The sequence below is a fragment of the Halomicrobium katesii DSM 19301 genome (genome assembly GCF_000379085.1).
Lineage (GTDB): Archaea > Halobacteriota > Halobacteria > Halobacteriales > Haloarculaceae > Halomicrobium > Halomicrobium katesii.
In genome coordinates, this window is sequence record NZ_KB905378.1 from 2,782,002 (window position 1) to 2,803,421 (window position 21,420).

Annotated in this window: 18 protein-coding genes; 15 read left to right on the plus strand and 3 right to left on the minus strand. The window is 62.2% G+C overall.

Features of this window, described 5'->3' with window-relative positions:
• The first annotated feature begins 291 nt into the window (after positions 1 to 291).
• The 7 genes from HALKA_RS19610 to HALKA_RS21085 all read left to right on the plus strand — a co-directional run bounded on the left by HALKA_RS19610 (position 292) and on the right by HALKA_RS21085 (position 8,872).
• Positions 292 to 1,041: a 3'-5' exonuclease family protein gene (locus HALKA_RS19610; protein WP_018258696.1), complete on the plus strand. Its 750-nt coding sequence runs from the start codon at positions 292 to 294 to the stop codon at positions 1,039 to 1,041.
• Positions 1,038 to 3,293, plus strand: coding sequence for a DEAD/DEAH box helicase (locus HALKA_RS0114630; protein ID WP_018258697.1), 2,256 nt, complete (start codon positions 1,038 to 1,040; stop codon positions 3,291 to 3,293). Before HALKA_RS19610 ends, HALKA_RS0114630 begins: the two co-directional genes overlap by 4 nt.
• A 72-nt stretch (positions 3,294 to 3,365) precedes the next feature.
• Positions 3,366 to 3,821, plus strand: a complete 456-nt coding sequence (locus HALKA_RS21080) for a hypothetical protein (protein WP_155119415.1) — start codon at positions 3,366 to 3,368, stop codon at positions 3,819 to 3,821.
• Positions 3,772 to 4,917 carry an ISH3 family transposase gene (locus HALKA_RS0114640; RefSeq protein ID WP_018258699.1) on the plus strand — a complete coding sequence of 382 codons (1,146 nt, stop codon included), beginning with the start codon at positions 3,772 to 3,774 and terminating at the stop codon, positions 4,915 to 4,917. The genes HALKA_RS21080 and HALKA_RS0114640 overlap by 50 nt, the downstream gene beginning before the upstream one ends.
• Positions 4,918 to 5,415: 498 nt before the next feature.
• Positions 5,416 to 6,099, plus strand: a complete 684-nt coding sequence (locus HALKA_RS0114645; protein ID WP_155119416.1) for a hypothetical protein — start codon at positions 5,416 to 5,418, stop codon at positions 6,097 to 6,099.
• Positions 6,100 to 6,935: 836 nt separating this feature from the next.
• A protein-coding gene (locus tag HALKA_RS20445; RefSeq protein ID WP_155119417.1) for an IS1595 family transposase occupies positions 6,936 to 7,819 on the plus strand; the annotation gives its coding sequence in 2 pieces (ribosomal slippage) (positions 6,936 to 7,398 and positions 7,398 to 7,819; 885 coding nt in all).
• A gap of 30 nt (positions 7,820 to 7,849) precedes the next feature.
• Positions 7,850 to 8,872: a site-specific integrase gene (locus HALKA_RS21085; protein WP_155119418.1), complete on the plus strand. Its 1,023-nt coding sequence runs from the start codon at positions 7,850 to 7,852 to the stop codon at positions 8,870 to 8,872.
• 167 nt (positions 8,873 to 9,039) lie between these two features.
• Here the strand turns inward: HALKA_RS21085 and HALKA_RS0114665 are convergent, their stop codons facing one another.
• On the minus strand, positions 9,040 to 10,035 hold the full coding sequence (locus HALKA_RS0114665) for a tyrosine-type recombinase/integrase (RefSeq protein ID WP_018258702.1): 996 nt from the start codon (positions 10,033 to 10,035) through the stop codon (positions 9,040 to 9,042).
• A 332-nt stretch (positions 10,036 to 10,367) separates the two neighbouring features.
• On the opposite strand from HALKA_RS0114665, the gene HALKA_RS0114670 reads away from it, so the two are divergent.
• Positions 10,368 to 10,931: a hypothetical protein gene (locus HALKA_RS0114670; RefSeq protein WP_018258703.1), complete on the plus strand. Its 564-nt coding sequence runs from the start codon at positions 10,368 to 10,370 to the stop codon at positions 10,929 to 10,931.
• Between the two features lie 36 nt (positions 10,932 to 10,967).
• On the opposite strand, the gene HALKA_RS0114675 is transcribed toward HALKA_RS0114670, so the two are convergent.
• Positions 10,968 to 11,330, minus strand: coding sequence for a hypothetical protein (locus HALKA_RS0114675; protein WP_015762886.1), 363 nt, complete (start codon positions 11,328 to 11,330; stop codon positions 10,968 to 10,970).
• Positions 11,331 to 11,441: 111 nt separating this feature from the next.
• On the opposite strand from HALKA_RS0114675, the gene HALKA_RS0114680 reads away from it, so the two are divergent.
• From HALKA_RS0114680 to HALKA_RS0114710, 7 genes are all read left to right on the plus strand, one after another.
• Positions 11,442 to 12,227 carry a sulfite exporter TauE/SafE family protein gene (locus HALKA_RS0114680; protein WP_018258704.1) on the plus strand — a complete coding sequence of 262 codons (786 nt, stop codon included), beginning with the start codon at positions 11,442 to 11,444 and terminating at the stop codon, positions 12,225 to 12,227.
• Between the two features lie 80 nt (positions 12,228 to 12,307).
• On the plus strand, positions 12,308 to 13,447 hold the full coding sequence (locus HALKA_RS0114685) for a thiamine ABC transporter substrate-binding protein (RefSeq protein WP_018258705.1): 1,140 nt from the start codon (positions 12,308 to 12,310) through the stop codon (positions 13,445 to 13,447).
• A gap of 1 nt (position 13,448) precedes the next feature.
• Positions 13,449 to 15,146, plus strand: a complete 1,698-nt coding sequence (locus tag HALKA_RS0114690) for an ABC transporter permease (RefSeq protein WP_018258706.1) — start codon at positions 13,449 to 13,451, stop codon at positions 15,144 to 15,146.
• Positions 15,143 to 16,201, plus strand: a complete 1,059-nt coding sequence (locus tag HALKA_RS0114695) for an ABC transporter ATP-binding protein (protein ID WP_044956549.1) — start codon at positions 15,143 to 15,145, stop codon at positions 16,199 to 16,201. Before HALKA_RS0114690 ends, HALKA_RS0114695 begins: the two co-directional genes overlap by 4 nt.
• 136 nt (positions 16,202 to 16,337) lie before the next feature.
• Complete coding sequence (locus tag HALKA_RS0114700) at positions 16,338 to 17,345, plus strand: AIR synthase family protein (protein WP_018258708.1); 1,008 nt, start codon at positions 16,338 to 16,340, stop codon at positions 17,343 to 17,345.
• 152 nt (positions 17,346 to 17,497) lie between these two features.
• On the plus strand, positions 17,498 to 17,749 hold the full coding sequence (locus tag HALKA_RS0114705) for a DUF7996 family protein (RefSeq protein ID WP_018258709.1): 252 nt from the start codon (positions 17,498 to 17,500) through the stop codon (positions 17,747 to 17,749).
• A gap of 54 nt (positions 17,750 to 17,803) precedes the next feature.
• Complete coding sequence (locus HALKA_RS0114710; protein ID WP_018258710.1) at positions 17,804 to 19,114, plus strand: glycoside hydrolase family 68 protein; 1,311 nt, start codon at positions 17,804 to 17,806, stop codon at positions 19,112 to 19,114.
• A 168-nt stretch (positions 19,115 to 19,282) separates the two neighbouring features.
• Here the strand turns inward: HALKA_RS0114710 and HALKA_RS0114715 are convergent, their stop codons facing one another.
• On the minus strand, positions 19,283 to 21,400 hold the full coding sequence (locus HALKA_RS0114715; protein ID WP_018258711.1) for a glycoside hydrolase family 32 protein: 2,118 nt from the start codon (positions 21,398 to 21,400) through the stop codon (positions 19,283 to 19,285).
• Between the last annotated feature and the right edge of the window lie 20 nt (positions 21,401 to 21,420).

A 21,420-nucleotide genomic window follows, 5' to 3' on the forward strand; every position in this document is an offset into this window, starting at 1 on the left:
CTCAAACTGCTGTCTGAAACACCGAAACAGGAACTAGGAATGACGAAATCCAGGGAATATCGTCGACGGTCATGACCAGGTATTGATAGTTTCCAACAGATTCCATCTACTTAGAACACTTCGACGACGGGGTGTCTCTACTATCTCTCATAAGGTTGTAACTAGGTTCTGTCTCGCGGTTTAGGTATTCTAACTACGAGGGGATCGGTTGTACTTTTAAAAAGGTGATAGGCTGCTACCCCGGTTTCAGAGAGACATCATTTATATGGATGGTAGTGTCATTGAGTATCAATGGGTCTCTTAGCGATCGACATCGAGACTGCCAGTCCCTTTGAGGAGCCCTCCCCTGGTGATAACGACACGCGATACTACGAATGGGTCGTGACCTCTGTCGCTTATCAGGACAACAGTCAGGCAGAGCCGGAAACAGACGTACTCTTCCGGCGCGGCGGGTGGGACGCCGAATTCACCGCCGACATGATTGACCAGCTCCTAGAGTGGTGTGACGAGCGGAAGATCGACCGTGTAGCAACTTACAACGGCGTGTGGTTCGACCTCAAGCACATCGGCACTTGGGCGAAACAACTAGAAGAGAACGGGTTACGTGAAGATGTCTACTCTGCACTTTGCGGTCTCTTTGAGGGGCATGTTGACCTCGCCTTAGCAGCCGCTGACCAATACTCCGACGAGCTGTGGGAAGACCAAGAGGTACTGCCTGACTGGAAGGCCTACCAGTTAGCGGGCATAGATAACGATAGCGTCTGGTACGACGACTATGGCTTCGATGCCGCATACTTCGAGGCGCTCGGCATAGAAGACAACCACGTGAAATGTGAACACGTGGGGCAGGTCTTAGGAGAGCGATACGTCGATGGCATCATCCACGGTCTCGAAGAGACAAGCACTCACCGCGAACTCGAACAGCTACTTCGTGATTACGCCGAGAGTGACGTAACTGATCTATTCCGGCTCCACGATCATCTCGGTGGTGGTGACTTGAAAAACGGCTATCACTACCCCATGGAGTCGATCATCGAATGAGCGGCCTCGACGACCTCCAACCAGAAGACGCGAGTCTTGTGGAGTCCATTATGGACTCCCACGGGTTTGATTCGTTGAAGAAGACCCAGGAGCTGGCTTTCGAAGACGGAATTCTGGAGACAGGAAATCATCTCTTGGTGGCGGAAACGGGGAACGGGAAAACCCTATGCGCGGAAGCCGTCGCAAAAAAGCGACTTGAGCAGGGTAACCGCGTCGCGTATCTGGTTCCTTCTCGTCAGCTCGTTCGAGCGAAGAAGGAATCGATCCAAGAGTGGGCCGAGGATGAATACACGGTCTGGTCTGGTGCGCAAGCATACCAGTCAGCAGATGTAGTTGTCGCTACGTTCGACTCGTTTTATAGGGCAATTCTCCAGAACCGGGGGAATGCCCGGAATCTTGACCTGGCTATTCTTGATGATTTCCACGAAATCTACGGCGGCTTTCGTGGACCCGAGATTGAGAAGGCAATCGCGGCGTCGATGTACGAAGGCATCGAACTTTTTGCTCTCAGTGCGACTCTTGGGAATCCCGATGAGCTTGCGGAATGGATGGATGCTGACCTGACGGTTAGCCCTGAAGGAAGACAGATTCCGATTCGCGAGCACGTGGAACCGGTTCAGCGCCAAAATAAGGGCGAAGCTATTGTCGACTTACTACGGCGCGAGCAAGACAAAGGCCCCTTCCTCGTGTTCAACTACGCGAAGCCTTGGACACAGTCACGAGCGGAGTCTGTTGCTCAAACAAGACTCTTTACCGGGCTTTCAGACCGGGACTTCCACGCTGAGCTACGGGACAAAATTGACGGCGAGATGACCGACACGCTGCGTGATCTCGCGAGGATGATGTCACGAGGCGTCGCGTTCCATCACGCTGACCTTCCGAACGATGTCAAGCACTGGGTCGAGGATCTGTATGAAGACGGTGAGCTCGGCTGCCTGTTCGCCACCACCACCATCGCGTACGGGTTCGATGCGCCCGTTCAATCTGTCGTCGTTGCCGACATCACTCGTGGTCCCCACTACGTAGGCGTCTACGAGTACGTCCAATGGATCGGTAGAGCCGCTCGTCCAGGATATGGGTACGACGAAGGATTCGCTTTCACGCTCACCGACGCTCCCGAAGAGACGAAGGAACGATTCTTCGAGCCCCACCGTGTTCTTGAGGACGTCACGACCCACATTGAGATAGACATCGCATTCCAGTGGCTCCTATTGGAGTTGATTGCAACCGGTTGGGACACCCCCCACGAAATTGAGGCCTTCATCAAGGAGATGCTCTACTGGCAACAGATGGAACAAATCGGGGCGTGGGGGCGCCAGAGAACTAACCGGGATCAGCGATTGAATGACCGGCTGCGCGAAACGGCAGACTGGTTAGAGGAGCACGAATTCATCATCGAGAAGGACACCGCACGGCAGTTCGAGCCTACAGCTCTCGGTGACGGTTCAGTGGAATTTGCCTTTAACTCGTTTGTGAGCGCACCCCTGAGCAGTCTGAGAACGTTTTATGATTGGCTCGAAGAGGCCTCGCACGATGAAATCACCCCTCTCTACCTAATTGACCGGGTGGCACGCCAGTTCGACAGAACCGTTAACGCGTCAGAGTCCGCAGTCAAGTCAGAACTCAGTGGCCTCCTACAAGAGCACGATCTTCCGGTTGATGAGGCTGGAATCACCGCTGGTGTCGTCTACTGGTTCTGGATGTCGAACTTCGATAACACTCAGATAGAGAACCGTACCGGCATCGATCCAACGTACCTTCCCAGTACCGCGCGGAAACTGTCCGATGTAATTGACGCTACGAAATATCTGATGGATGCGTCTCCTAATGCAAGGAAACCAGATTGGTTCGATACTCTCGTCTTCCGGGTCGAGCGAGGGGTTCGTAGCGAAGAGGTACCCTTCGTCGAGAATATTCGTGGGTTAGGCCGATACCGAGTCAGGCGGCTACGACGCTACGTCGAAGGGAGTGACGTCGTCGGCATGGGGGAGTTAGAGGGGGAAACGCTTTGGGAGCTGCTGCAAGAACTGTACGACGGTATCGGCGACTCCACTCAGTTCGAAGACGTTCTCAAGGGGAACGTCACCGGTATTGGTCCAGCGACGGCTAAGCGGGTTCGAGAATTCCTCGAAAATGTAGAGATTAGCGATGAATTCGGTCAGAAGGATGACTGGGGAACAGTACGTCCCTCCTCTGAGCGACCAGAGGAGAGCGATGGGTTCAGCCATGCTACTCGGCTTGATGACTTCTGAGCAATAACTAACCTGTACTTAGCGAATCTCCCAACTCAAGTTTGAAGGGTCATTCGCCTAATCTGTCCGCGTATGACTGAGGATGTCCCGGATCTTAACCCCGGGGCCTTGGAATCATTCATCGAAGCATACCTGCAACTTGACAGCCGGGTCCAACAGCCGGACGGTCTGTATTCCGTCCTCTCGGGCTCGCGCGAACAGCAGTACCAGGACAGCCTTCGGTACTTTCTGGACCCCCAGAAACCCCATGGATTCCACGAGACACTGTTGGAAGCCCTTCTTCGGTGTCTCGGCATGCACCACAACAATCTCCGAGGTCAGCACGTCGAACTCGAAACCGAGGTGCAGATCGCCGACGCTGATTCAGATGGCCGTATCTATCTAGTCATCTGTGGAGGCAGCGCGCTTAGCGATCACCCACGCTGGGCAGTCTCAGTCGATCACATCGGGTTAGAGGAAGTGTCTGCTTGGATGCGGTGTGAAGCCTACCCAAGCAGACAGCGAGATAGAGGAAGAGCACCTGCTTAATTTTGTCGTTAACAGCCTCGACGAGGAGCTTGCGTTAGATCTCGGCGAAGACGTTGAGGTCACGACGGAGACGTTGTACGAGGTCCTCGCCGGCGCCAGCGCCGGCGGGACCTCGATCAACCACGTCTGCGAAACGACTGACGACTCGCCGCACGCCAATACCGTCCGTGGATATCTCACCGATCAGTTCGACCTTGACTCTGTTGAGGCGGTCGGAGACACGCTCCTGCAACGGGATGCTCTTGAAACACTGCCGGATCGATCGGTGGAGGTCGTCGCCGACCTCCACCTCGATCCCTACTACGGCGACGAAGATGAGACAGAGGCGTTGTACTCGTCTCAAGCGAAACGCGGAACAACGACGTTTCACGCCTATGCAACGCTCTATGCGCGGGTACGCAACAAACGGTACACGCTGGCGGTTCGCCAGCTGGTCGCTGGCGACACCACCAGCGATGTCCTCGCCGAGTTTCTCGAACTCCTCGACGGCCTTGACCTCGGCGTCAAGGCCGTCTACCTGGATCGCGGATTCTACAATAGCACCTGTCTCAGCCTGCTGTACGCGCACAACTACGCTTTCGCCATGCCGATTGTCAAGTGGGGTGAGACGATTCAGAACGAACTTAGCAGCGGCTGGAGCCGCGAGATCGAACACGATCTCGCCGGCACGGTGACGTTCCCTTTGTTCATCGACTGCGTATACCAGCAAGGACGATACGACGAACACGGGGTGGCGCGTCACGGCTACGCCGCTGACGCGCCGTTTATCGACACACCACGAGATGCACGAGAGCACTACAGCAAGCGCTTCGGCATCGAATCGAGCTACCGATTAGCCAAGCAAAGCCTCGCGTTCACCAGTTCTCAGGACGCTGGTCTGCGACTGGTGATGTTTGTAGTGAGCCTCCTGCTCCAGAACAGCTGGCGGTATCTCCACTGGATGTACGTGGCGGCGCCCCGCCGAGGGGGGCGCCGCCTCTGGCAGTGGTCATTCACGGAATTCTGTGAGATGGTGCTGCGAGCAGCCTGGACAGCGCTCGGTGTGNGCAGGACAGTTCCAGCAAACCAACCACTCGACGACCGGTTCTTCCGGTAGCTGTCCGCCGATCAGGACAGTGGTCGTGAGTGGCAACACCGTCGCGTCGGCGGCGATTTGCCGCCGACAGCGACTCCGAATTACCGAGACTCTCCGTCTGTGTCATTTTGAGAACTAACTACGCATCGAAAACGCAGATTCACGCTCTAATGGAGCGATTAGAGAGTTCTTGATGTGATCGACTGAGTCTTCCTCGAACTGAAGGTCGGCGCCACAGAAGGGCAGGGCCAGACACCGACCTACGCCGAGGCCGACCGGTGGAACTTCAGTTGGTTCAGCTCTAACAAGATAGCCGTTGACCGACTGGATGACACCACCTACGTCTACCTCAAGCGCGACACCGCTAATGACGCGACTGCAGATTGCTTCCAATCGGTAGCTTGGAAAGACATCGTCGAGACGTTCGACCGCCAGCTCCAGGGAGCATTATTTGACTATCCAAACCGGAGCGTCGTGCAATTCACCGATTTCATACAGTCACTCAAGGAGACCGAACACATGGACGCACCATTCAACGAGACCGAGCTCAGTGAGCGGCTCAACCTCTACTTCGAGTACAGCGACCTCATCGAGCAAGTCGAAAAGGCGAACAGCCAGTTTGAGAGCGATTTCGAGGACCTCAGTGAATACCTTCGATCCAACTGGGAGGATAGACTCCGTGAATCGTACGATTTCGAGGAGTCTCAGTGGCTCGCATCACCGTCCAGCAACGCGAAGTGGCAGGGCTTGCTCCCGGCCTATTGGGATCAGGACCCACTCAACAGTGACAGTACGATACGACTCTACTTCCGGCACTCGCCGACGACTGATTGTCTCCGGAACCGTACCCTGAGATTCAGATTGCGGCTCCCGCCACAGCGACACGTCCACACGACTCCCCAAGGCGACGGTCAGTCATTCAACGATGTGTTCACTTCCCTGGCGACTACTGAGTATGCAGACCGACTCGACGACGCGCTAGAGGGAATAGACGTCGATGAGATGCGCCTGGGAAGTGCATCTGCACTCTTCTCGAAGGAATACCCGCTCGATCCTCAGAACCTGGCCGGGTCGTATCTTGAGCAAATAGACTCTGCTTCCAGCATGAACCAATTGGTTGGCGGAACCCAGAGCGGAGTATCTTGCCTGATTACGTTGATGTCCGGCACTCGCGGTATTTCAGTGACGACGACGAGTAGGTAGGGTGTATTGAGAATGAGGCAGTGAAGGTATCAGATAACAGTTCTCACACCCTACTGGTTCCGTTGTTAATCGTGAGACTGAAACCACCAGCTGAAACTTAATATCGATGAAATTGTTAGTTTCGTAGTTCTTGATTCTCACTCGGTTACATATGTAGACACAACACGTCGATTCCGTCGTTAAACGCAAGACTAGACCGCATCGACAAGATAAAACTCCGGACAGAACTGATAATTCTGTCGTTCTATTCAACAGGCCCTGCTTGCTCGTAGCATCTTATTTTATTACTCTATCGAATATCCCTTGGAGGCCTGAAACTCGGCTGATGGAGTCGGTGAGGAGCGACTGCCCACTTTGGGCTTACCCTTAAGTCAAACCAGTGAAGAAGCATCGAATCGAAAATGGCACGAAACAAAAGGCAACCACATAGACTAAGACTAAGTCACCAGGGGCTATCGACATCTAAAACGGCCAGTTGGTCCCCACGCTGGACAGAGAATAAATAGAATGTCGTCCGAACTCGAACCGATTACTCCCGAGCGGGCGAAGGCTCTCTACCTTGACGAATATGAAGAGGACAAAAGCTACGATTCTGTACGAAAGACTCGCAGCGTTCTCAAAACGTTCATCAGATGGACCGATCAAGCAGGCATAGAGAATCTGAATGCGGTCGGTGGGCGTCAACTCCAAGAGATGAAAATATGGTGGAAAGAGGAGTCAGATGCCAACAAGGTCAGTCTCAACGGATACCTAGCGGTCGTTCGGGTATTTTTAGACTTCGCTCATCTCGATAGATCGTAACATCAATTCTGCTGGCGACTCAGTAGCAGCCAACGATGGACGAGCAGTCAGCTCAAGTGTTCCTTCCACCGCGTGAGCGATGCTTCGAGCGTCTCCGTCTCGCCCGGTTCGGCGAGACGGTGACGTGTGTTCACTGCGAGAGTGACGCGGTTGTCGACCGAGGAACGACCGGTAAGGACGCTCAGCAGTACTGGTGCAAATCCTGCGAAACCTACTTCAACGACCTCACAAAGACGATCTTCGGCCAGCATCGCTTCGATCTCGAAGAGATGTTCTATATCGTCAAGGAGATGCGATCTGAGCCGACCGCTCAGATCGCTCGTGACCTNGATCGAGACTACGAGGCTGTTCTCAACTACGTTCACAAAGTGCAGGAAGTGAGTGATAATATCGACGAATTCGACCTCTACGACGTGTGCGAAGCTGACGAGGTCTACGTCACGGCTGGTGAGAGGGGACTCGAAGATGAGGATGGGAGTCCGCGCGAGCGCGGACTCTCAAAAAGGGGCGCGGAACCTTCGAATCAGACAAACCGCCAGTGTTGACACTCGTCCGTCGGAGCGACGGACGAGTGCGATTTCTCGTCTGTAAGGATCTGCAAGAGGCCGACGAGGACATCTCTGAGTACGGCGACGGAAGCGTCATCCTCTGTACCGACGGCTACACGATCTATGAGGATATCGAGGAGACGGAGGGGGTGGACGGCCATCTGGCCGTCACCCACTCCGACACCTACGTCATCGGTGACGCCCACACAAATACCTGCGAGAACCGCCACAGCTTCCTTCGCCAGTGGCTGGCGAAGTTCAGAGGCATCTCGAAGCATCATCTCCAAAAATACCTCGGATTTCTCGCACTGAAACTCAACTCACCGGACGACTGGTTCAAGAAACTGCTGTGTTACAATGTATCGGGATGAGCGTTAGACTTTTGTGAGAGGATCGAGGCAGTGTCAGAGAATACACCGGATAGAATACCTCAAGCCTCTATCGACGACGACGAGGATGTTTGTGAACGGAAGCCCTCCGACGAACAGGTCGAAAAAATCAGTGCGTATTTCGAGACCTACGACCGAGCATCTCGCAGCCATATTGAGTTTTTGCTGATGAAAGAGTTGACTCTCCGCCTCGGAGCAATTCGGGCCATAGACGAGGAAGATTATGATTCAGAACAGCAGAAAATTGAGCTTCACCATCGACCGGAGGAAGAGTACGAAAGAAAAGGAACGCCGTTGAAGAATCAGTCTGATGGGGAACGGCACGTTAATCTTCCAGGTAATCTCTGTGAATTGATCGATGAGTATCTAGACCACCCCGAGCGAAATGGCGAGGGGACAGATAAGTTCGATCGAGAACCCCTGTTACGGAATCGAAACGGTGGTCGTCCATCAACTACGACAATTCGCCGAGACCTGTACAAGGTGACGCGACCCTGCGCGCACTCGAATGAATGCTCTCTTAATCGGGACATCAGTGAGTGTGAGGCGACAAAAGACTCGATCGCCTCAGCGTGCCCGATAAACTACAGCCCGCATCCGATCCGCCGTTGGTCGATCGAGGATCACCTCGACGATGGCGTGCCGAGGGAAGACCTCGCTGATCGTGCAGATGTTTCAGTTCCGGTTCTAGACAAACACTATGACCAGCGTAAGCCGGAACGGAAGCGTCTGCGAAGACAAGAAACGTTGGCGGCCACGCGAGAAGGATACGAATCGCCGGATTCTGAGTCACAGATGAGTCTCTCGCAGTTCGAAAATGGTCCCAACGCGGTGGCACACCCGGCAGCATTAGCACTTCAAATTGGCACCGAAATCGGCGCGTGGCTTCCAGACCGACTCAGACATGAGCTGAGCGAACTCAGTCCCAGAGAGGGCATCTCAACCCCTGACGTCCGCACGGCCGCACAGGGTATCGTCACGTACAGTCTGATGGTCTGCCTAGTCGCTCTCAATCTCGTTTTGCTGGGGAGCTGATGATAAAGACACTCCCTTGGAATGATTCAAGCGCGGTCTGAGAACGACGGAATCAAAGGGGTGTAACTATTGACAGTGGCTCTAGGTTAGTGATGAGAAACGAAAAACAAGAGTTGGGATAGAGATCGGTGTAGATTTTACGAGGTCACGACGGTGGTTTAGAGCACTTAGACGTTATCCAAGAACGATCTTCGCTGTTCGACTTTCACTTCCTCGGTTCGCTTGTCGTAGTGTTGGTCCAGAACTTTCCGACTGACGTTCATTCGGTCGCTCACGATTTCTGGGGGAACATCTTCGGTGAGGTAGTAGGTGATTGAACCCCGCCTGACTGCATGAGGACTAACTGCGTCGCCGCACTTCGCCTTGCCGTCCCTGCAATCATCGCAAGGTTCATCCCTAAAACAGGGCGCAGTCACTCGGTAAACATGTCCACGGATCGTCCCTCGAGACATACGGCCCTCCGTCGTCGTCAAGAGGGGACGGCGATCATACTCATCAGTCTGCTCGTGACGCACGTTGTTCAGGTAGTCCTCGAGTAGGCGAGCGAGCTCAGAGGTGATCGCGACCAACCGCTCTCCTGCCTCGCCGTTTTTGAGGTTCGTGTCTTGATGCGGTCGATGCTCTAGCTGAAGGTACTCTTCTTCTAGGTCGACATCGTCGACGTCGAGCGAGTGAGCACCCCCGACCCGCATGCCGGTCTCCCAGAGTAATGCCATTATGACGTGCTTCTCGCTGCCGTAGTTGTACTTCGAGAGATATTCGAGGATTATTTCCGCAGTGTCCGCATCAAGAGTCTCGTCACGCTGACGCTCTTCCGGGGAGACACGAGGAATCATGATTTTGTCGTAGAGGTCAGATGGCACGGCTTCGATCGAGGCAGCCCATTTGAGGAAGACCCGAAGTGTCGACATCTGTGCTTTGACCGTGAGCGGGCAGAGGTCTCCGTCCTCCTTCCGCCAGAGACGGTATTGCTGGAGATGCCGACCTGTGAGGTCGTTCAGATTGTCAATCCCCTCGATACCGCACCAGCGGACGAAATGGTTCGTCCGGTAACGGTGATTCTGGACGGTCGCTTCAGTACAATTGGTCTTTTTGTGATCGAGGAACAGTTCTTGCGCGTCAGCCGGGCTTATCGGTTGGAGGTCGTCTCGGTGTGTGGTCATAGTTGGCATGGAAGCCCCAGAGACGTTCCATACCTCCCGTCATCGCAGGGGAAGACTTCGTACGTAGGTCGTGAGAGTCCCGCCCCAACCCATTTTTGACGACACCACACCGCGAGCGCAGCGAGCGGTCCATGTCATCAAAACTGTTGACAAGGATTCGAACCCTATCAGTCGCGCGCAGCGAAGCGAGCACGTCTGATTCGGGTTCGAATCCGCCCCAACCCATTCTACGACGAGCGAACGCGAGGAGTGAATCGACCCGCCCGATTCACGTTTCGGCGGTCCACTTGCCCGTCCCCAACACGTAATCCGCTGGCGGTCGCGTAGCTGGTATGAGCGACGATCCACTGCACGAACGGATGGCCCGCTACGAGCAACTCGCCAGAGAGGCCAGGGAGCGTGCCAGCGAACGCGACGCCGTCGGCGACGAGGTGGGCGACCGACTCGCCGACGCGATCGCCGAGGCGGTCGACGAGGCGGGTGTCTCCGTCGGGGCCGTCGATCGCTCGCGGGACGGTCACCACTACCGGTTCACGGCGCGACTCGACCGCGCGGCGCTGGTCGCGGCCCTGACCGACGCCTTGCCGGCCGGGTTCGTCGTCTCGCACGTCAACGACGACGGATCGCTGAGCATCGAGTGGACGGGCTCGGATCGGACGCCGTCGAAGCGCGAACACGGGGCAGTGTTGAAAGCGATCGTCGCCGAGGCGACCGAGACAGACGCCGACGGACTCATCGAGTCGGTCCCGTCTCGGACGGCCGTCCTCGACCGGGCCGAACAACTGGGGATCGACCGGGAGGACGCCGCCGATCGGCTTAGTCGGCTGGCGACGCTCGACGTGGTCGATATCGCCGACGGCCGGGTCTACCCGGACACGAACTTCTCGCGGTACTGAGCGGCAGGTGATCGACGCTCCCGGCGGCTCAGCGTGTCACTCGCTGAGATCGACCGTGCCTTTCGAGTCCCAGATCTCCATCATCAGCTGGGCGAAGGTGGCCGTCCGGACGGGGTAGCCGTCGGCGTTGGTCGCGTCGACGGGCTTGCTGGCGAGCTTCTCGACGATCGTCTCGTTGTAGTCCATGTCCGCGAGCGTCTCGCGCACGTCGAAGGTGAACGTCCCGTCGTCGTCGGTCGTGAGCCACGCGGCGGCCTGTGCCTTCTCGCTGTACTCGATCGTGTACGTCTCACCGCCGACGAGGTCGTAGATGTCGTCGAGGCGTCCGATTTCGAGATCGTCGTCGCCGACCTCGACGAACAGCGTGTCGTCGTCGATGCGGGTGTCGTACCGCTCCATACCCGTACTCGGACGGTGGGACTCAAAAGACGTGGTGCTTTCCGGCGAGGTCGTGTGTCGCTCGCGAGATCTGCCCCCACTGTCTTATCCCTCTGTCGCGAACTGACGACCGTGTCGATCGCACTGACGCCCACGACGGTCGCGGTGTTCGTCGGCGTCGTCCTGATCGCCGGGGCGGTCAACGGCCTCGCCGGCTTCGGGTTCGCACTCGTCGGGACGATGGCACTGGCGACCGTGGTCGAACCGACGACGGCGGTCGTGTTCATGATCGTGCCGATTCTGGCGGCGAACGCCTCGCTCGCTCGGGAACTGTCGGTCGGGGACGTACGCAGCTGTGGTCGCCGGTTCGGTCCGCTGCTGGCCGCGGCCCTGGTCGGCACCGTCGTCGGGCTGGCCGCGGTCGACCGACTCCCCGCGGCCCCTCTCAGGCTCGGGCTCGGTGTGGTGACGCTTGGCTTCGTCGCGACGGCCCAGCGAGCGGTGCCGATTCCGGGGTTCGACCGGCTGAAAGCGGGCTGTTTCGTCGAGACGCCACTGGCGATGGTCGCTATCGGCGGCGTCTCCGGCGTCCTCTTTGGCGGGACCAACGTCGGCGTCCAGCTGATCGCCTATCTGCGGAGCCGCGATCTCTCACACGAGCTGTTCGTCGGCGTCGCCGCGATGATCTTCCTGGGTCTGAACGCGGTGCGGGTCGGCGCAGCCGGGGCGCTCGGACTGTATCCCGACCTCACGACGGTGGCCCTCTCCGTCGCGGCCGCGGTGCCGGCGGTCGCAGGCGTCGCCGTCGGCCGGCGGCTTCGAGTGAGGATTCCAGAGCGGGCCCGTCGTCGCTTCGTCCTCGGGCTGCTTGCCGTCGTCGGCGTCCGGCTCGTGGCCGGCGGGCTCGGACTCGCCTGATCGCGCAGTCCTGTCGACTCTCTCACCCCTCGCCGGCGAGAGCGTGCGGTTCAAGTATTCCTCGGTGTAACAACTGGGAAATGAGACGACGGAGCTTCCTCACGCGAACCGGAGCCGGCCTCGCAGGCCTGACCGCGCTGTCGGGCTGTACCGGTGACGGCGGCGACGGGACCGAGTCGGCGAGTACCGAGAGCGCGACCGACACCGAGAGCGTGACCGACGAGGGAACGACGACCGGAACGGTCGAAGAACTGAGCGGGACGCTGTCGGTCGCGACCTACTCGTCGTTCGTCGGCGAAGACACGGCCGGCAACTGGCTCAAATCCGAGTTCGAGTCCGAGCACCCGGACGTGACCGTCGAGTTCGAGACGCCCGAGAACGGGCTCAACCGGTACATCCAGCGCAAGTCCGAGGGCGCGCCGATCGACGCCGATCTGTTCGTCGGGCTCAACACGGGGGAACTCGTCCGGGCCGACGAGCAACTCGACGAGACGCTGTTCGCGACCGCCAGTGACCGCATCGAAGGGGCGGACACGGTCAAGCCAGAGCTCCAGTTCGATCCCGACGGACGGGTCGTTCCCTACGACACCGGGTACATCAGCCTCGTCTACGACGAGGGCGAGGTCGACGCGCCGGGCACCTTCGACGCCCTGCTCGAACCCGCCTACGAGGACGCGCTGATCGCCCAGAACGCCCAGCAGTCCGATCCCGGTCGCGCGTTCCTGCTGTGGACGATCTACAACAAAGACCCGGACGGCTATCTGGACTACTGGGAGGGGCTGGTCGACAACGGCGTCACGATCCTCTCGGACTGGGAGCCGGCGTACAACGCCTACTCGGACGAGGAGGCCCCGATGGTCGTCTCGTACTCGACCGATCAGGTGTTCTACCACGGCGAGGGCGTCGACATGTCGCGCCACCAGATCGGCTTCCTGAACGATCAGGGCTACGCCAACCCCGAGGGGATGGCCCAGTTCGCCGACAGCGACGACGCCGAACTGGCCCGGGCGTTCGCCTCGTTCGCACTGACAGCGCCGGCCCAGCGCGAGATCGCCACGCGAAACGTCCAGTTCCCGGCCGTCGAGGGCGTCGACCCCGGCGGCGACTTCGGCGAGTACGCGCTGGAGCCCCCCGAGCCGGTCACCTTCACCTACGACGAGCTGTCGGACAACGTGAGCGGCTGGATCGACGAGTGGGCCCGACAGATCGCGAGCAACTAGGATGGACGCCCGGGTCGACAGACTCGCGCTGCCGGTGGGGGTCATCGCGACGCTGGCGACGCTGCTGGTCGTGTTCTACTACCCCGTCGGGAGCGTCCTCGTCGGCGCGGTCCGTGCCGGCGGGCAGCTCTCGCTGGTACCGCTGAGGGCCGTCCTCGGCGACCCGTTCTACGCGGATCTGTTCGGCTTTACCGCGTACCAGGCGCTGCTGTCGACGGTCGCCAGCGTCCTCGTCGGACTGCCGGGCGCGTACCTGCTGGCTCGCTTCGAGTTTCCCGGCCGGCGCTTCCTGCGCTCGGTGACGATTCTCCCCTTCGTCCTGCCGTCGATCATGGTCGCGGTGGGCTTTCTGGCGATGTTCGGCCGCACCGGGCTGTTCAACGATCTGCTCGCCGTCGTCGGGCTCGGCCCGGTCGAACTCACCTTCACGCTGGAGATCATCGTGCTGGCCCACGCCTTCTACAACGCGCCGCTGGTGACGCGACTGGTGACGGCCGCCTGGGAGTCGGTCGACGCGCGACGCGTCGAGACCGCCCGGACGCTGGGCGCGTCACCGCTCGTGGCGTTTCGCGACGTGGTCGCCCCGCAGTTGCTCCCGGCGCTGCTGACCGCCGCGGTGCTCACCTTCCTCTTTACGTTCATGTCGTTCCCGATCGTGCTGGCGCTGGGCGGGCTCGAATTCGCGACCGTCGAAGTGTGGCTGTTCGCCCGCGTTCGGGACCTCGCGCTGACCGAGGCGGCGACGCTCGGGGCCATCGAAACGGCGCTGTCGCTGGGACTGATCTACGTCTACCTCCGGTTCGAGGCGATGCAACTCCGGGCGGGCGGGGGCTCTCGTTCGATCGGTCGCGAGCCGTTACTGGCCGGCTGGCGCTCGCTGCTCGATCCGCGCCGGCTCGCGCTCCTGTGTTACGGCGGCGTCGTTCTGGTCCTGTTCGTCGGGCCGCTGGCGAGCCTGGTCGTCGAGAGCGTCACGACGCCCGAGGGACAGTTCACGACCGACTACTATGCCTTCCTGCTGGCTCAGCAGGCTTCGGCTGCGACCGGGACGGTCCAGCCCGTACCGGCGATCACGAACTCGCTGCTGTTTGCGGCCGGCGCGCTCGTGCTCGCCCTCCCGATGGGCGTCGTCGTCTCGGTGGTCGCCGCCCGCGAGACGCGGGGCTCGCGGGTCGCCGAGGCGCTGCTGACGGCACCGCTCGCGGTCAGCGGGATCGTCCTCGGTCTGGGGATGCTCCGGACGCTCGTGTTCGGGACGGAGCTGTTCGGCCACCGGCTGACGGTCACCGGTCCGGTCGCGATCGTCGCCGCCCACGCCGTCGCGGGCTACCCCTTCGTCACCCGGACGGTGACGCCGGCACTGCGTGCCATCGACGACCGACTCGTCGACGCCGCCCGTTCGCTGGGCGCGAGCCGGACGACGGCTCTCCTCGACGTGGAACTGCCGCTGATCGCCGCCGCGCTCGTGGCCGGGGCGGCCTTCGCCGTCGCCATCAGCATCGGCGAGTTCGACACGACGGTGTTGCTCGCCGAGGGCGTCGACAGCGCGACGATGCCGGTGGCGCTGGAACGGTACACCGGGAACCGATCGCTGGGGCCGAACCTCGGACCGGCGACGGCGATGGGGACGGTGTTGCTCGCGGTGACGACCGTCAGCTTCGTGGTGATCGATCGCGTGGGCGGGCGGTGGGAACGATGACGACACCGGGCGTCGAAATCGAGGGGCTGACTGTCGGCTACGACGACGTGACCGCGCTGGACGACGTGTCGCTGTCGGTCACAGACGGCGAGTTCTTCACGCTCGTCGGCCCCTCGGGCTGTGGGAAGACGACGACGCTGCGCTCGATCGCCGGCCTGGAGTCGCCCGATCGCGGGACCGTCTCGATCGGCGGCCGGGGCGTGACGGGCGAGCCGCCCGAGGACCGCGAGACGGGGATCGTCTTCCAGAACTACGCGCTCTTTCCCCACATGAGCGTCCGCGAGAACGTCGCGTACGGGCTCCAGTTTCGCGACAGTCCCGCCCGCGACGACGACGAGCGGGTGACGGAACTGCTGGAACTCGTCGAGGTCGCCGACCTCGCCGACCGCGACCCCGACCAGCTGTCCGGTGGCCAGCAACAGCGGGTCGCGCTGGCGCGCGCGCTCGCGCCCGAGCCGGCGGTGCTCCTGCTGGACGAACCCCTCTCGGCGCTGGACGCACAGCTGCGCCAGCGCCTGCGCGTCCAAATAAAGCGGATCCAGTCGGAGCTGGGGATCACCACCGTCTACGTCACCCACGACCAGGCCGAGGCGCTGGCGATCAGCGACCGCGTGGCGGTGATGCGCGAGGGCCGCGTCGAGCAGGTCGCGACGCCGGAGACGGTGTATCGCGAGCCGGCGACGCGGTTCGTCGCGGAGTTCGTCGGTGACAACAACGTCTTCGACGGCGTCGTCGCGCCGGACGGGATGCGGGCGACTGTCGGCGACGCTGCCATCGCGCTCCCGGCCGACAGTGACCGCGACCGCGGCGAGTCCGTCGCCGTCGCCGTTCGGCCCGAAGCGATCACCGTCGGCCGGGACGGTTCGGACACGGCGGCCACGGAGCGGACGGTGTTCCTGCGGGCGACGGTCGAGACGGTGGAGTTCCTCGGTGACGCCTACCGAGTCCACTGCGAGTGGCAGGGCCGGACGCTCGTCGTCAAGACTGACGCCGACGAACCGCCCGCGGGCGAGGTGGCGCTCCGCGTCGACCCGGCGGACGTGCGCGCCCTCTGATACGGATTATTGTAGCGATTTACCGGTGATCGTCTACCCCGTGGCGACGATCACCGGTACGCAACTACAATAAACCGTATGAGGCCAGGGGAGACGGATGGCTGGCTCTTTACCTCCCCGCCACCAACGCCGCTTCATGACAGATCTGGGCAAGATCGACGCCTCGTTCTTCGACGAGACGATCTATCCGAACCTCGGCGCGTCGCGGGCCGACGTGACCGTCGGGCCGCGCCACGGCGTCGACTTCGGGGTCCTCGACGTGGGCGGGCAGGCGGTCGTGATCGCGACCGATCCGGTCTCTCTGCTGCCGGAGCTCGGGCTCGAACGCGCCGGCCGGTTCGCTCTGGAGATCGTCCTGACCGATGTCGCCGTCTCGGGTGTCCCGCCGACCCACCTGGCGATGAGTCTCACGCTCCCGCCGTCCTGGAGCGACGACGACCTCGCGACGGTGTGGCGGGCGATCAGCGACCACGCCGAGCGCCTGGGCGTGAGCATCGTCTCGGGTCACACCGCGCGCTACCCCGGCATCGACAGCTCGTGGGTCGGGGGTGCGACGGTGCTGGGCGTCGGCGACCACGACGACGTCGTCCGCCCCGACGGTGCGATGCCCGGCGACCGGCTCGTCGTGACGACCGGGCCGGCGGCCGAGGTGACGGGCCTGCTCTCGACGCTGTTTCCCGAGCGGCTGGGCGTCGACGCCGAAACCGTCGCGATCGCACAGGAGCGCGTCGACGACATCGCGGCCGTGGCCGACGCGCGGACGGCCTTCGCGGCCGGCGGCGTCACGGCGATGCACGACGCCACCGAGGGGGGCGTCGTCGGGGGGCTGGCCGAGATGGCGAGCGGAGCCGGTGTCCGCTTCGAGGTCGACAGCGACCGGATGCCGGTCCGGCCCGGCGTCGAGCGGGTGTGTGACGCCCTCGACGTGGATCCGTGGATGGTGACGAGCGCGGGAACGCTGTTGCTGACCGTCGAGCCGGGGGCCGCGGACGACGTGGTCGAGGCGTTGCGCGATCGCGGGACCCCGGCAGCGACCGTCGGCGAGGTCGTGGCCGGCGAGGGCGTCGTTCGCGACGGGGAGCGCGTCCACCCGCCCGACGGCGATCCCTCGTGGGACGCGTTCGACCGACTAAGCGGGGCCTGATACGGTTTACTGTAGTTGCGTACCGGTGATCGTCGCCACGGAGTAGACGATCACCGGTAAATCGCTACAATAATCCGTATGAGATACGGCCGGCAGTACGACCCCGCCGACGAGTTCGGCACGCATTTACTCGCGGGGTCCCTTGTGTGGGTATGGTAGCGGACACGAGCGGTCATCGGAACAAGATCGCCTTCGGCCTCGCGTTCGCGACGGTCGTGATCGTTCCCGGGCTGGCGAACTACGCGCTCTCCGGGATCGGACTGGACACCCTCGGTAGCGTCGTCTGGGCGATCGGCTACGGGCTCGGTGCGATCGCGATGTGGTCGATCTGGATCAGGCCACTGGAGCTGGCCGGGCCCGACGGCGTCGACCCCTCGGAGACCGGCGAGGAGCGCGTCGACTGAATCAGATACAACGGTCGTAGTAACTCTTTTCAGCCAGTCGGCCACACGTGCAGTATGAGCAAGGACAGTCCTGAGCCCGCCGTTCCGGGCCACGGCGCGCGCTCGGGGTGGTCGCGCGAACAGGCGAGTCGCATCTACCGGACCGACGACACGACGGCACCGATCGTCTACCCGCCCGAGACCGACCAGGCACCCGACGTTCACGTCTGGGACACCTGGCTGTTGCGCGAGCGCGACGGCACGGTCGCCACCGTCGACGGCTACCGTGTCGCGTTCTCGCTGACTGCGCCGGCCGACCTGTTGCCGGGCAAGCGCCACGACGTGGCGACGATCCGGTACTTCTACTCGGCCGACGGCCGGACGTGGCAGCCCGGTGGCGTCGTCTTCGAGGAGCCGCTGGGCCAGCGCACCTGGGCGGGATCAGCGTTGCACGACGACGGCGACATCTACCTCTTCTACACCGCGGCCGGGGAGCGCGGGGCCGACGAACTCACCTACACCCAGCGCATCGCCGCCGCGTCCGGGGGGACACCGCGGACCGACGGCGAGTTCGCCATCGAGGGGCCCTGGACCCACCACGAACTGCTCCGCCCGGACGGCGACCGCTACGAGCGCCAGGACCAGTCTCGCGGCATGACCTACACCTTCCGAGATCCGTGGCTCTTCGAGGACCCCGCGACCGGCGAGACGCACCTCCTGTTCGAGGCCAACACGCCGGTGCCGGCGGCGAGCGACGCCTGCGGCGGCGACCCGGATCTACAGTCGTTCAACGGCAGCGTCGGCCTCGCGCACTCGCCGACGGGTGACCCCCTCTCCTGGGAGCTGTGTGACCCGCTGCTGGACTCGGTCTGTGTCAACCAGGAACTCGAACGTCCCCACGTCGTCCCCCGGGACGGCCGCTACTACCTCTTCGTCTCCAGCCACGACCACACCTTCGCGCCGGGGCTCGACGGCTACGACGCGCTGTATGGCTTCGTCGCCGACTCCCTGCGTGGCGACTACGCCCCGCTCAACGACTCCGGACTGGTCGTGACCAACCCCGCGAACGCCCCCTTCCAGGCGTACTCGTGGATGGCGTTCCCGCACCGGGAGGAAGTGCTGGTCCAGAGCTTCTTCAACTACTACGACTTCGAGGCCGACTCGATGGATCGGGTCGCAGACCTGCCCGAGTCCGAGCAGCTGCGACGCTTCGGCGGAACGCTCGCGCCGACGCTGCGCCTCCGGGTCGAGGGGACCCACACGGAGATCCTCGGGACGCTCGATCACTGGCAGGTCCCGCTGCCCGACGAGGACCTGCCGCCGACTGACCGAGAGTACTTCGCGGGCGAGGGCGGCGACGGCGGATCGTACTATAGTAGCCATTGAAAATCAATGCACACCCGATCGCACGACGGCAGTGCGATCGGTGTGTAAATCGTTTCAATTGTTACTATACCGCTAGCGCTGCTGCGCGCGGGGTCGCCGGAGTAGACGGTACCACGCCGCGTGCAGACGACTCCCCGAGTACGTCTCGATCGACGCCGGTAACGGGTGCTACCAGATCGACGCCAGCTCCCAGGCTTCGACTGTCGGCAGTCGGGCGCGGCCGCCGACGGCCGCGAGGTCGACGCCGGTCGCGTCGTCGCCGGTCGGGTAGACGCGGCTCGTCAGGCAGTGGCGCTCGTTGGCGAACAGTTCGACGACCGACCCGTCGACGAACACGCGCAGGTCCAGGGGCTCGTCGTACGGTGTGACGGGCACGTGCTGACTGTCGCTCGTCGCGCGCGGGTCCCTGCTGGAGCGACTGCGGTCGACTTCGAGCACGTCGTCTCTCGTGTATCGCAGCGTCGTGCGCTCGTTCTCTGCCGCCGTCCCGAGCAGCGTCACCTCGACGGCGTCGGCGTCGACCAGCGAGAGGCGGGTGGCGAGTTCGAACGAGCGTCCGTCGGTGTCCAGCCGGATCGACTCGCCGTCGTCGAGCGTGACGCCCTCGCGGGACTCGCAGTCGCCACGGAGCTCGGTCAGTTCCCGGGCCGGTCGCTGCCGGAGGCGGCCGTCGTCCCCGAGGGACAGCTCCCGCGGGAGCGATATCGTCCCCGACCAGCCGGCGTCCCACTGGGCGCTCACGTCGCGCGCCTCGGGGACCCATCCCCAGGTGAGCAGGCGGCCGTCGTCGGCCCGTAGCGACTGCGGGGCGTAGTAGTCGCCGCGGTCCAGCGTCCCGCGTCGCTCCGGCTCGAAGGTCGCGCCGTCGAACTGGCCGAGGAAGTAGACCACGTCCTCGTAGTTCGAGACGTGCAACAGCTGCTTCTCCCCGAGGTCGAGTAGCTCCGGGCACTCCCAGACGGTCTCCTGTGGCGTGTCGCGGTCCCCCGAAAGGATCGGGCCACGGTACTCCCACTCACGGAGGTCCGGGGATTCGTACAACAGGACGACGCCGCCACCGTCGGCCAGTCCGGCTCCGATCAGCTGGTACCAGGTCTCGCCCTCCTGCCAGACGCAGTGGTCTCGGAACTCCCCGTTCCACTCCTCGGTCGAGAGCAGGTCCGGCTCCGTCGGGGGCGCTTCGATGATCGGATTGTCCGTCGCTTTCTCCCAGCGCCGCAGGGAGGGGTCGTCCGCCGTCGCGAGACAGGGCAGCTGGTCGCGGCCGCGCCCACCCGTGTACACGAGCGTCGCCGTGCCGTCGTCGTCGACCGCACAGCCCGACCAGCAGCCGTCGCGGTCGGGACCGTCCGGCGAGGGCGCGAGCGCGACGGGTTCGTCCTCCCAGTGGAGGAGGTCGTCGCTGACCGCGTGGCCCCAGTGGATCGTGTCGTGGTACGGGCCGCCGGGATTGTACTGGTAGAAGACGTGGTAGCGACCGTTCCACTGGACGACGCCGTTGGGGTCGTTGAGCCAGTTGGCGGGCGTCGAGAGGTGAAACTGCGGGCGGTGTGGATCGTCCTCGAAGCGATCGCGCAGAGCGGCGATCTCGTCGCCGGTCCGTGGTCGTTCGGGGATCGCGCTGTCGGCGGCGTTCGTCAGGACCGCACGGGCGAACCTGTCGCGCTGGTCGTGATCGCCGCCCTCGGCCGCGAAGACGAGGCCGTCACCGAGGCCGACGACGGAGCCATCACCCAGCGACCAGCCTGCGACGGTCACGAGGCCGGGCACGTCGTGGTCGGCGCTGACAGTGCTCGCCAGCACCTCGCCACGTTCCGGGAGGATCGAATCGTAGCGCGCGAGCGTCGCGTCGGTGCCGCCTCTGGTGAGCGGCCGGCGCGTGGCCAGTGGCTCGAACAGGGGGTGGTCGTCGTAGGCCGCCTTGATCAGCGGACCGGTCGGGCCGCCGTCTGGGTCCGGCCCGACCGCGTCGGGGGCGACGGAGTCGATGCCGAGATCGCTCACCGCGGTCAGCGCCGCCAGCGAGAGGACGAGCCCGCCGCCCGAGCGGACGAACGCTCGGAGGACGCCGCCGAGGTCGGTAGTCGATCCCAGTTCCGGGGGCTCGTCGGCGTGCCACCAGCAGGTGTCGAACGCCGCCAGCGAGCGGTCGCCGTCAACGAGATCGCTCACGGCCACGAGCGTCAGGTCCAACCCCGCCGTCTCGGCCCACTCGTCGGCCGCGGCCTGCTCTACGGACCGCCCGCCGTCGTGGAGCGACGCGATACGCACTGCCGTATCAGTCATAAGCGAACAAAGACGAGCAC

Bases quoted from the DNA above. Each gene is read 5' to 3' on its own strand.
- HALKA_RS19610 (WP_018258696.1), top strand. From the start codon at position 292: ATGGGTCTCTTAGCGATCGACATCGAGACTGCCAGTCCCTTTGAGGAG.
- HALKA_RS0114630 (WP_018258697.1), top strand. From the start codon at position 1,038: ATGAGCGGCCTCGACGACCTCCAACCAGAAGACGCGAGTCTTGTGGAG.
- HALKA_RS21080 (WP_155119415.1), top strand. From the start codon at position 3,366: ATGACTGAGGATGTCCCGGATCTTAACCCCGGGGCCTTGGAATCATTC.
- HALKA_RS0114645 (WP_155119416.1), top strand. From the start codon at position 5,416: ATGGACGCACCATTCAACGAGACCGAGCTCAGTGAGCGGCTCAACCTC.
- HALKA_RS0114665 (WP_018258702.1), bottom strand. From the start codon at position 10,035: ATGACCACACACCGAGACGACCTCCAACCGATAAGCCCGGCTGACGCG.
- HALKA_RS0114670 (WP_018258703.1), top strand. From the start codon at position 10,368: ATGAGCGACGATCCACTGCACGAACGGATGGCCCGCTACGAGCAACTC.
- HALKA_RS0114675 (WP_015762886.1), bottom strand. From the start codon at position 11,330: ATGGAGCGGTACGACACCCGCATCGACGACGACACGCTGTTCGTCGAG.
- HALKA_RS0114685 (WP_018258705.1), top strand. From the start codon at position 12,308: ATGAGACGACGGAGCTTCCTCACGCGAACCGGAGCCGGCCTCGCAGGC.
- HALKA_RS0114690 (WP_018258706.1), top strand. From the start codon at position 13,449: ATGGACGCCCGGGTCGACAGACTCGCGCTGCCGGTGGGGGTCATCGCG.
- HALKA_RS0114695 (WP_044956549.1), top strand. From the start codon at position 15,143: ATGACGACACCGGGCGTCGAAATCGAGGGGCTGACTGTCGGCTACGAC.
- HALKA_RS0114700 (WP_018258708.1), top strand. From the start codon at position 16,338: ATGACAGATCTGGGCAAGATCGACGCCTCGTTCTTCGACGAGACGATC.
- HALKA_RS0114705 (WP_018258709.1), top strand. From the start codon at position 17,498: ATGGTAGCGGACACGAGCGGTCATCGGAACAAGATCGCCTTCGGCCTC.
- HALKA_RS0114710 (WP_018258710.1), top strand. From the start codon at position 17,804: ATGAGCAAGGACAGTCCTGAGCCCGCCGTTCCGGGCCACGGCGCGCGC.
- HALKA_RS0114715 (WP_018258711.1), bottom strand. From the start codon at position 21,400: ATGACTGATACGGCAGTGCGTATCGCGTCGCTCCACGACGGCGGGCGG.